Here is an 8,759-nt window from a genome sequence, read left to right as displayed (position 1 = left end):
TTCCGCCATCACCTCTTGGACGGGAATGCCGCAGGCGACAGCGACCCCATGGTCACGGTAGGCGGTGATCACCCGGTCTTCCGGTCTGCGAGCCGAGATCAGCCCCGTGCAGACCGCCTCCTGGCCGATGTACAGGTGCAGAAAGCCGCCGATCTTGCCTTGCTGATACAGCTCGGCCGAACGCTCCTCCAGCCGGCGCACCACGACCATTTCGCGGTACATCCGGAGCAATTCCCTCTTGTCCATTTGGGTTCCTCTTCATCGCTCGCGGCGGGGCAGTGCCTGCCACCCGTCTCGGTTCGGCTGGGCGAATGTCATTTGGCAAGGCACTGCCCCGGTGATCCGGGGCAACCCAGGAGTATATCAGAGGGTCATCGTCGATCGCGGTCGGGAACTGGCCGGACGAGGGGGAAGCGATCACCAGAAGCGCTTCGGTGCGCCCGGCGGATGGCCCGGAGCAGCCGCTGGCGAAGCCTGCAGCGCGGGCACTGGGAGGAGCCCGGCCAGTGGCATCGACCCGGCAGCCATGCCGGCGACCCTCGTCCTCGGCTCGAGGTCCTAGCGCTCGACCTCCGTCCCCAGCGCCCGCAGGTCGTACTCCGCCATGGCCGGGTTGACCTGCGTCGGCAGGTCAATCGACAGGCTGAAGGGCTGGGTGGCCGACGCCGGGAGACGCGTCGCCACCACCTGCCAGGCCGCTCCAAGGATGTTGCCCTCCGTCGAGCGGACCGCGGCGAACACGGTCGGGGTGGCCGTGGAATGGCCCGAGGGGTTGGTCACGCGGCCACGAACAAAGGCTCGGCTTCCGGTGAACTCGAAGCTCTCGATCTCCAAGTCGAGGGGCACCAGGGCAGCCTCGGCGGCGGTGGCGGCTAGCGATTCCGGCTCGCCGCTCAGGCTGATGCCTGCCGGGTCTAGCTCAGCGGGGATGACCCCGAACAGCGGCCCGAGACGGATCGAGAACGGGCGCACTTCGCCCGGGGGCATCGGAAGGGGGAAGCGGACTTGCCCGAGCCCGACGAGCTGATCGTCCACATGAAACAGCACGGTGGACCGCCCCCAGACCGGCACTGGGCTCAGGTTCTCCAGGGCCCCGGTGATGTACAGTTCCCCCTGGCTGGTTTGGCGCAGCTCCGGGCCGGAGGTGAATTTCAGATCGACGCGGCGTGCGCCCGATTCGGGTTCGGCGCGGGCATAGCCAATATGGGCCTTCGTCGCCTCGCCGGCGGGGCCAATGGCCAGGAAAGGCTGGCTGCCGCGCGGCGGGATCCTGCCGGGACCAGCAGTCCACGGCAACAGGCCGGTCGGGCGACCCTGTGCATCGACCGCCAGGACTGCCAGCTCACGTACTGCTACGCTGGATGTGCCAGGATTGGTGAGACGCCCAAGCACTGCCCAGTCGCCATCGGGCAGCTGCACTATCCGGACGGTCTCGGATTGGATGGGGGTGTTGGCCCGGCGAGTAGGCCGATACTGCACCAGCTCTGCTGAAGCCCGCATGCCGGAGGCCGCTTGAACCGGGAACGTCGCGGCATAAGGGGAGACGTCAGCCACATCGAGGTGACGCAGGGCTGGGGGGACATCTTGCTGCCCGAGCAGTTTGCCTGCGGAATCCATCAGGGAGACGCGGATCTGCAAGTTGTCCACTGCGTGGTCGGAGCGGTTGGTGATCAAGCCCAGCACCGTCGTTTCTCCCGGCCTGCCGGCCTCGATCAGTGCCGGAGAGGGGAGTTCGACCCGAAGCGAGGGCGTGACGGCAACCGGCGGACGCTCGGTTGGCCCGAGGCCTGGATCTGCTGTGCCAGCGGCCGGGCTGCTCGGCGTTCGGCCGCAAGCAGCGAGCGCCGCCAAAGCCAGGGCTAGCCCGAGGCGGGGCAACTGACTTCTGCGGAAGCCGGTAGACAGCACGCCCGGCTCCGGGGAGATCCAACCGAGCGAAACCGCGTGCCTTGGAGGTGAGCTCACAGGAGAAGCTCGCGGGGCCGGGTGCATGCCCGACCCCGCAGGGCGGTAGACGGGGTTCAGGCTGAGGCGCCGCTGGACTGCATCGAGAGGTAGCTCTCCAGGCCCATTTGAGCCACCTGGGCGAGCTGGACCTCAGACCAATGAGCGTGGTTCTCTTCGTCCTTCAGGATTTTGGTGAGCAGGTCGACAGTCGCCTGGTCGGCGACTTCGTGTGCCACGCCGATGGATTCGTTGTAGCCCTTGATCGCCACCAGTTCGGCTTCCAGGTCGTTCTTGGCCATATCCACGACATTGGCGCCGATCTTTATCGGGTTGAGTTTCGAGACGACGGGGGCGCCCTCGAGCAGGATAAGCCGGGCGATGAGCCACTCAGCGTGATGCATTTCGTCGATGGCCCGCTTCTCGATCGCCGCATGCAGCTTGTCATAACCCCAATTGGCGCACGTCTCGGAGTGGACCATGTATTGGCTGATGGAGGTCAGCTCGTCGGCCAGCAGCATATTGAGGGCAGCGAAAATCTTGGGATTGCCTTTCATAGGAAGCTCCTTCTCTTCTGGGGATGTCCGGACCTTGCGCCAAGTGTAGCACGGTGTGCTCGTGACGGCAGGATTCACTTCGGAGCGCAGCCACCGTGCAGCCTGCGGCGAAACATGGATCTGCCGCAGCGTCCGTCCGACGCGATTCAGTCCCGCCGCCCGCTCAGGCCGGGGAGGTCTGGAGCGAGCTCTCCGTCTCTCGCCGGAAAACGCTTAGGCTGATGCGGCCAAGCAGCGCCGTCGTCGCCAGCAGCCCGATCGCCTCGATCACGAACACGCTGGCGTAGGCCGACGCCTGGTCTCCCAGGATCCTCAGGGCAAGGGCAAACAGCAATCCTCCGCCGACCGACGCCAGGCCATTGCCCAGCGCCTGTGCCAACGTCCAGGCGCCCATGTACAGTCCGGTCAGACGGTTGACCGCCATCCCCATCATCAGCGCTAGCCCGCCGATGTTGAATAGGCCCATCCCCAGGCCCATGACAACGATCGCCGGCGCCAGCCAGCCCGGCTGGTGCAGCCAGCTGGAGATGGCCAGGAGAGCGAAAGACAGCGATGCCAAGACCAGCCCGGCGCCGGCTGTCAGCTTGTTGCCGATCCGGCGGGCGAGCCAGCCGCCAGCCACAGCCATGCCGGAGAGCACCCCGACCATCTGGTAGGCATTGAAGAGCGTGGTCGCGCGGATGTCCAGGCCGAAGACGTCCCCGCCATACGGCTCAAGCACGACCTGCTGCAAGAAGAGAAAGAAGATTCCGAGCATCAGGAAGAGGAAGAAGCGCCGTGTTTGTTGGCTGTGTTGCAGCAAACCCCAAGCATGGCGAAGCGGCAGGGCATTGGATGCGGCCCTGGATCCGCCCCGCGGTTCCGTCCCGGCGACAGCGGTTACGGTCAGCACGGCCACGGAGACGCCGACGATGAGGAACAATATCACGAGGCGGTCGGGGGAGTACGCATCCAGGATCCACACCCCGAGAAAGACCCCGGCCAGGATCCCGAGCATCATCATCGACCAGATGATGGACACGGCCCGCGGCCGGAGGTCTTCGTGTGTCAGATCTGCCAGCAAAGACAGGTAGGCCGTGCCGGCCGAGTAGATGCCGAAGCCGAAGGCTAGAAAGATCAGGCCCGTCAGCAGGGCGGAGGCCGGGGATCCCGCCTGGTCCTGCATCCACAGGGCGCCGAATGGCGCGGCCGCCGTGGCCAGGACCGTCAGGGTTGCACCCGCAAGGATATAGGGCGTTCGGTGGAAGCCCCGGAAGGGTCGTGAGTCGGAGCGGTGGCCATAGGGAATGGCCACCAATGCAGCGAAGTAGTGGATGCCGATGACCAGGCCAATCAGGCCGAGCGGCAGGCCCATTTCGACCTTCATGACCCGGTTCAGGATACCGAGGACGAGGATCGAGAGCATCCCGGCGGCGAACTGCCGAAGGCCCAGTCGGATCAATCTTGGAGTACTCAACATGGGATGCCTCTGCCAGCGAGCCCGCTCGACGGGATCACTGCCGTTCTTTTACCACAGCTCCGGCCCGACGGGGTTTGGTCCTCGATGAATGACGGTCTGTTGACCCGGGCGTACTGTGGGCGAGGCCTGGCGCCGGCGCGGCAGGCCAGGCCACCGGCGCGGATTCCCGGCGGAACGAAGGGGTGACCGAGCGTGTGCAGCTTGACGATCAGGGCCAGCTCGGCCGTGTCGGCGAAGTCGTAGGTGGAGCGGCCGCGGGTCAGGCTGGGACAGGCGGTCGGCTCGACGGCGATGAGCCGGGCCGATGACTCCCCGATGAGGTTGCGGTGAACGAACGGCAAGGCGAAGCCTGCGAAATTGCTGCCGACGCCGACGCAGCCGATCACGACCTTAGGCTCCTCATCAGCCAGTTCAAACTACTGACGCCTCTCCAATCCGATGACTGTCTGGTGGCATCATCACGTGGCCGAGTATCGAGCCGAGGGAGTACTTGCGCTTCCCCTGGGAGGTGACGGCGGCCTCGACGGCCTCGGAGATCGCGATCCCGAGGGCCCCCGGGCTGTCTGGATCCTCGGCTTGGACCTGGCGGTCGCAGGCCGTCCGCTCGGAGGGGCTATTGGTAACCGAGGCGCCATAGCTCTCCATGATCACCCGCCGATACGGCTTCTGATGGGTAGAGACTCGGTCCATGAACACCTGGCAGGCGAGGTCGAAGAAGTTGCAGGCCATCGCCAGGGGGGCCCCTACTGACCGGCACCGGTCTCGGTCGCCAGTCCGGCGGGTACCTTCCTGCTTGGCGTAGAACGCCGAGGGCACAGCGGTGTCGGCTTTGTTGGAGCCGACCGGCTAGCCAGGCAGTTGGGGAACGGCGGGGACTTCCTGCCGGACGGGTCGACAGGCTTCGCCCGGTAGGGAGGGGAGCACTGTCTGAGCCAGGGCTAGTACAGCGGGAGAGTCGGATCGACCTGCTGGGCCCAGGCGTTGATCCCGCCGCGCAGGTTCTTGACCTTGCGGAAGCCGGCGCCGGCGAGCAGTTCCAGTGCTCGCGCCGAGCGGGTGCCGGACTTGCAGAACACGACCATCTCACGGGCACTGTCCAGCTCGTGCAGCCGCGAAGCCAATTGGCCTAGAGGGATCAGGTCGGCGCCCGGGATCCGGGAGATCTCCAGTTCGTGTGGCTCGCGCACGTCGACGAGCAGCAAAGCCTCGCCTGCTGCTAGGCGGCGTGAGACTTCAATCGGCTCGACCTCCCACTCCGACGGCAGGCCATCTCCTTCTCGGTCGTGGCCGGGTACCCCGCAGAAAGCCTCGTAGTCGATCAGCCGGGTGATTTCCGGCTCGGCCGAGCACACTCTGCAGCGCGGGTTCTTCTTCAGCCTCAACTCGTCAAACGACATCGACAGCGCTTCGTATACCAGGAGTTTTCCGATCAGCGGGCGCCCGATGCCGAGCAGCACCTTCAGCGCCTCGGTGGCCTGCAGCGTCCCGATCGTCCCCGGCAGCACCCCGAACACGCCGCCTTCGGCGCAGGAAGGGACCAGCCCGGGAGGTGGGGGCTCAGGGAACAGGCAGCGGTAGCACGGGCCGCGATCGGCCCAGAACACGCTGACCTGCCCCTCGAAGCGGAAGATCGACCCGTAGATGTCCGGCTTGTGGGTGAGAACACACAGATCATTGACCAGGTAGCGGGTGGGGAAGTTGTCGGTCCCGTCAATGAGCAGGTGGTAGGGATCTGCGATGCGGAAGGCGTTCTCCGAGGTAAACGGCTCGTCGTAGACGTCGATCTGGACGGCGGGGTTGATGTCCAGCAGCCGGCGGCGGGCCGATTCCACCTTGCGTTCCCCCAGGGTCGAGGTGCCGTGGACGATCTGGCGCTGCAGGTTGGTGAAGTCTACCCGGTCATAGTCGACCAGCCCGATGCGTCCGACGCCGGCAGCTGCCAGGTACATGGACACCGGGGAGCCCAGTCCGCCGGTGCCGATGATCAGGATGGATGAATCCTTCAACTTCTGCTGTCCCGCCAGGCCGACTTCTGACATCAGCAGATGACGGGAGTAGCGAAGAATCTCTTCGTTGGAGAGGGGGTGGCTCGTGGGAACCGGCATGCGCCTCGCCTCCGGATGGGAGATGAATTCTACTCTTTCGCTTCCACGGGCAGTCCCGGGGCTGGCGGCAGATCGAGGAGGGTTTCGCCCAGCGCCCGGACTTGGCCGAGCAGCCTGGCTTCGGATGCCACTCCAGGGTTCACGCCGCGCGCTCGGCCCTGAGCATCGATGAGGAAGGTAGTCGGCACGGCGAGTACCCTCCAGGCGTCGCCCAGACGAGGCTGCTGGGATGCGCCGACCTGAAGGATCTGCAGGCGCTGTGGGCCACCGGCTGCAGCGGGAGAGGCTCGGCCTCCTTCCCGCCGGCGATGCTTGGGACAATCATCAGCCGGTCGCCGGGGTGCAAGGGCGTTGCGGCGCCCTGCAGGCTGCGAACGTCCTCCTCGTTGACGAACAGGTTGACATACGGACGCAGTGCGCCAGTCTCGTCATACAGGTGGGTCTTCAGCGCAGGATAACTGTCGGTCAGCGCACCTAGGGCGTGCTCGACCGATTTGGCCTCCAGGGATATCTCCTTCTGGCCCTCGGTGTACGGGCGCAGTGCAGAAGGAACGCGAACAACGATCATGAGGCCTCCTCGGGCAGGATCTCCAGCGCTTGCTCGACCATTTCGGCGCGGTCCTCTGTCAGCCGCCAGCAGCGGCTCTCGACAGCGCGCCCCTGCCGGACGCTGGTGATGACGTAGGAGTAGAAGGGCAGAGCCCACTGGCAGTCGTACTCCGACGGGAGAGGCGGGTGATCGGGATGCGAGTGATACACGCCCAGGATGTCGAGCTCGAGGCGGTCGGCCTCGGCTTCGGCGCGAAGCATGTCGGCGGCCCCCAGCCGGTAGCGGCGGCCGCGGGCGGTTGCTTCGAACGAGTTCGCCAGCGGGAGCAGGCTCGACGCCAGCCGATGGTCACCGTACAGGCTGCCCAGAATCAACCCGGCTCCCTCTTCGGGATAGTGAGCCTGGCCGTCGTCCCATATCCGATCCAGCAAGGACCGCGGCAGCGACAACGTCATGGCGCGCTCCAGAACGGCGCGTCCAGATACTTCCAACCTGCATCCGGGAACAGGGCGACGACCGTGCCCTCGTCCAGCGCTTCGCACACCTGGAGGGCGGCGACCGCCGCCGCCGCCGCCGAGACACCCACCAGCAGGCCTTCCTGGCGAGCCAGGCGGCGGGCCATGGCATAGGCGGCTTCGGTCGAGATGGCGAGCGTGCGAGTCGGGACGCTCTCGTCGAAGATCGACGGGACATCACTCGACGGCAGGTGCTTCAGGCCCTCCAGCCCATGCAACGGACCATCCGGCTGAACACTGATGCATGCGACGTGCGGCAAAGCTTGCCGCAGGTAGCGCCCGGTGCCGGTCATCGTTCCGGTGGTGCCGAGCCCGGCCACAAAGTGCGTGATCTGGCCGTTCGTCTGCCGGATGAGTTCCGGGCCGGTGGTTTGGTAGTGGGACAGCCAGTTGGCCGGATTGCTGTACTGGTCGAGGTACAGGTAGCGATCGGGAGATCTGTCCGCCATGTCAGCCGCCACCTGGCGGGCGCCCTCGGTACCGTCGGTTGGATCAGTCAGCGTCAGCTCAACCCCAAGTGCCCGCAGGATCTGCAACCGCTCCCTGCTGGCGTTAGAGGGGATCGTCAGGTGCAGGCGCAGCCCAAGGGCGGCGCCGTACGTGGCGTACGCAATCCCCATGTTGCCCGAGGTCGAGTCGAGCAGGATCTTGTCGACCGACAACTGTCCCGAGCCCATCGCCGCCTGCAGGATGGCGACCGCCGGTCGGTCCTTGACGGACCCCCCAGGGTTGAACCACTCCGCCTTGGCCATCAGTCGAAGTTGCGGCGGAAGGTGGGCGCCAAGGCGCTCCAGCGGCAGCAGCGGCGTGTTGCCGACCCAACGGGTGAGCTGTGATGGCGCCGCCTGCGCGGGCTGAAGGAGTTCAAGGGCTTGCGTGGGGGACATCCGTTGCTCCAGGAAAACAATACGGCCAACAGGCTGGCGGGAACGGCGAAGAGCGTCCGCAGGACCGAAGGATCACTTGGTGCTGCGGGTGGGAGCCGTCCGGCTTCTGTTGGCCGCCGGCCGCCTGCGGCAGACACCGCTGCGGCGCTAGCTTGGGCTGCGGCACCCGAGAGGAACGGTGGTCACCCCCGCCCAGGACACATGCAGGTCATATTAAACACCATTTAGAAGATATTCTTGATAGATATTAGCCAATTGTGTGTAGGCTGTCAAGGGAAGGCCCGAGCGTGCCGGCGAGCGCACGGAACCGTCCGAGCGGACCCCTTGGCCGAGGCCTGGCATGACGCTTGCAGGCGGTGGATGACTCAAGAGCCGGGGTTCGGCAAGCCGCCGACTTGCTATAATCGTGTCCTGGAGACGGGGTGCCCGTATGTGGAGAGTATTATTCCCGGGGACGGATCGAGCCCAGCAGGAGCAAACGGCACGCCTGGTGCTGCGCCACCTCTCGCTCACCTTGGGGGCGGCCTTCGTGTTGGCCACGGTCCTCACCGCCTGGACTCCAGCCAGCTTGAACCCCAGCGACCTCGTCGGCCAACTGGTACTTGGGCTCGAGCAAGGCCCGGCGGAAGCCCCCGCCTCCGTCATCAACTTGCCAGACCTGTTCGGTCCCCAGGCCAGCGTGGTGGGGGTGGTTGCCGGCCACTCCGGCGTCCATCCTGACTCCGGGCTGGAAGATCCGGGC

Annotated in this window: 11 protein-coding genes; 1 reads left to right on the top strand and 10 read right to left on the bottom strand. The window is 65.9% G+C overall.

Annotated elements, in window-relative coordinates:
* The 10 genes from MUO23_04455 to MUO23_04410 all read right to left on the bottom strand — a co-directional run.
* Window positions 1-246, bottom strand: a 246-nt coding sequence (locus MUO23_04455) for a thiamine pyrophosphate-dependent enzyme (protein ID MCJ7512201.1), incomplete at its 3' end; no start/stop codon positions are given.
* 312 nt (window positions 247-558) lie between these two features.
* Window positions 559-1,908: an FxLYD domain-containing protein gene (locus tag MUO23_04450; protein ID MCJ7512200.1), complete on the bottom strand. Its 1,350-nt coding sequence runs from the start codon at window positions 1,906-1,908 to the stop codon at window positions 559-561.
* 113 nt (window positions 1,909-2,021) lie between these two features.
* Entirely contained in the window at window positions 2,022-2,501 is a 480-nt protein-coding gene (gene bfr, locus MUO23_04445) for a bacterioferritin (GenBank protein MCJ7512199.1), read from the bottom strand.
* A gap of 163 nt (window positions 2,502-2,664) precedes the next feature.
* Complete coding sequence (locus tag MUO23_04440) at window positions 2,665-3,942, bottom strand: BCD family MFS transporter (GenBank protein MCJ7512198.1); 1,278 nt, start codon at window positions 3,940-3,942, stop codon at window positions 2,665-2,667.
* Window positions 3,943-3,953: 11 nt separating this feature from the next.
* Window positions 3,954-4,346: a hypothetical protein gene (locus tag MUO23_04435; GenBank protein MCJ7512197.1), complete on the bottom strand. Its 393-nt coding sequence runs from the start codon at window positions 4,344-4,346 to the stop codon at window positions 3,954-3,956.
* Window positions 4,347-4,371: 25 nt separating this feature from the next.
* Entirely contained in the window at window positions 4,372-4,689 is a 318-nt protein-coding gene (locus MUO23_04430; GenBank protein ID MCJ7512196.1) for a hypothetical protein, read from the bottom strand.
* Window positions 4,690-4,898: 209 nt separating this feature from the next.
* Complete coding sequence (moeB, locus tag MUO23_04425; protein MCJ7512195.1) at window positions 4,899-6,065, bottom strand: molybdopterin-synthase adenylyltransferase MoeB; 1,167 nt, start codon at window positions 6,063-6,065, stop codon at window positions 4,899-4,901.
* Window positions 6,066-6,204: 139 nt separating this feature from the next.
* The gene (locus MUO23_04420) at window positions 6,205-6,633 is read right to left on the bottom strand and encodes a MoaD/ThiS family protein (protein MCJ7512194.1); all 429 of its coding nucleotides are present in this window, start codon (window positions 6,631-6,633) and stop codon (window positions 6,205-6,207) included.
* Window positions 6,630-7,070, bottom strand: a complete 441-nt coding sequence (locus MUO23_04415) for a M67 family metallopeptidase (protein MCJ7512193.1) — start codon at window positions 7,068-7,070, stop codon at window positions 6,630-6,632. Before MUO23_04415 ends, MUO23_04420 begins: the two co-directional genes overlap by 4 nt.
* Window positions 7,067-8,017: a cysteine synthase family protein gene (locus MUO23_04410; protein ID MCJ7512192.1), complete on the bottom strand. Its 951-nt coding sequence runs from the start codon at window positions 8,015-8,017 to the stop codon at window positions 7,067-7,069. The genes MUO23_04415 and MUO23_04410 overlap by 4 nt, the downstream gene beginning before the upstream one ends.
* A gap of 490 nt (window positions 8,018-8,507) precedes the next feature.
* Between MUO23_04410 and MUO23_04405 the strand changes: the two genes are divergently transcribed.
* On the top strand, window positions 8,508-8,759 hold a 252-nt coding region (locus MUO23_04405; protein MCJ7512191.1), incomplete at its 3' end, for a hypothetical protein.

It is taken from the genome of Anaerolineales bacterium (genome assembly GCA_022866145.1).
Taxonomy (GTDB): domain Bacteria; phylum Chloroflexota; class Anaerolineae; order Anaerolineales; family E44-bin32; genus PFL42.
Note: the sequence above shows the minus strand (reverse complement) of the source record. Positions and strands in the feature narration are given on the sequence as shown.